Raw genomic sequence first — 1550 nt, forward strand, 5'->3', positions numbered from 1 at the left:
TCCTCATCCTGCCCGCGTGGGGGATGGTGGGGGACTTCGTGGCCTTCTTCAGCCGCAAGCCCGCGCACGGCTACCGGCTGACGGCGGGGGCGATGGGCGCGGTGACGGCGCTGAGCGGCGCGGTGTACGCGCACCACCTGTTCACCAGCGGGATGGCGCCGGTGCTGGGGCGCACGTTCATGGTGCTGACGCTGCTCATCTCCCTGCCCGCGGAGGTGATGTTCCTCAACTGGCTGATGACGCTGTGGCGGGGCAGCGTGCGGCTCACGTCGCCGATGCTCGCGGCGCTGGCGACGATGGTGGTCTTCGGCCTGGGTGGCATCACGGGGCTCGCGCTGGGCGCGGTGGCGACGGACGTGCCGCTGCACGGGACGATGTGGGTGGTGGGGCACTTCCACCTGACGATGGGCGCGGCCAGCTTCCTCGCGGTGTTCGCGGGGCTCTACTTCTGGTTCCCCCGGCTGTACGGACGCACGCTGCACGAGGGGCTGGCGAAGGCGCACGTCGTGTCGAGCGCGGTGCTGTTCATCGCCGTGTTCGGCGGACAACTGGTGGCGGGGTACGCGGGGCAGCTGCGGCGGCTCTATGACCCGTACCAGTACACGTTCCTCGAGCACCTGCTCCCGCTCAACCGGTGGACCAGCGCGGCCGCGTTCCTGCTGGGCGCGGCGCAGCTGCTGTTCGTGGTGAACCTGGTGCGCACGCTCGGGTGGGGGCGCGCGTCGGAGCCCAACCCGTGGCAGGTGGGCACGCTGGAGTGGATGGACGCGGGGCCTTCGCCGCTGGTGCTGCGAGGGCCGCACGAGCTGTCGCAACCGGAAGTACAACGGCAACTGGGTCGCGATTGGATCGGCCAGGCGGAGCCGCTGCCGGAAGAGGTGCTGGCGGCGGTGCCCGCGACCAAGGTGGACGTCGCGGTCTAGCGGTCGGCGCGGCGCTCCCAGAGGCCCACGCCGCCGGTGTCCGTGGGAGGGAAGCGGCGGACGAAGTGCTGCTTGAACCAGGGCATGCTCTCCCGGGTGAGCTGCCACGTGCCCTGCCAGCCGAGGATGACGAAGCGGCAGGAGCCCAGCATGACGCGAAGGGCTTGCTGCGCTTCCGGGGCGGCGAAGGCCTCGTTCGTGTCGTCGAAGCGGTCCCCGGTGCTCATGGCGTCCTGGATCATCGTGGCGTAGGTGTCCACCACGGGCGTGGCCCCCATGGGGAGCCGTCCGGCCACGAGCGCCTGGCCGGGCTCGAACGCGAAGAGGCACGCGTCGCGAGGCACGTCAGACCGCACGTGGTTCGCGAGCGCCACGACGTCCAGGAACTGCTGCCGGGAGCCCTGGACGACGTGCCAGGCGCCGGGCAGGGACGCGGCGACGAGGAGGAGCGCTGTCGCGGTGCGCGACGCGACGCGGCCCCAGCGCAGGCTGAAGGCGTGGAGCGAAGAGGCACCCAGGCCTGCGAGCACGGCCTCCGACGCGGCGAGGTGCGCGTTGTACTGGCTCCAGTAGGTCCGCGACGCGAGGAACGTGGCCACGGTGAGGACGAAGGTGGTGGCGAAGAAG

At 71.4% G+C, this 1550-nt stretch carries 1 protein-coding gene and 1 pseudogene; one reads left to right on the plus strand and one right to left on the minus strand.

Going from position 1 to position 1550, the window contains the following annotated elements; translation table 11 throughout:
* A partial coding sequence (locus tag D7V93_RS42870; RefSeq protein ID WP_208723347.1) for a cbb3-type cytochrome c oxidase subunit I occupies positions 1-923 on the plus strand: 923 nt, incomplete at its 5' end.
* On the opposite strand, the pseudogene D7V93_RS45655 reads toward D7V93_RS42870, so the two are convergent.
* Positions 920-1550, minus strand: a pseudogene (locus D7V93_RS45655) (hypothetical protein); the annotation flags it as partial. The gene D7V93_RS42870 and the pseudogene D7V93_RS45655 overlap by 4 nt on opposite strands.

This window comes from Corallococcus llansteffanensis, from assembly GCF_003612055.1.
Taxonomy (GTDB): Bacteria; Myxococcota; Myxococcia; order Myxococcales; family Myxococcaceae; genus Corallococcus; species Corallococcus llansteffanensis.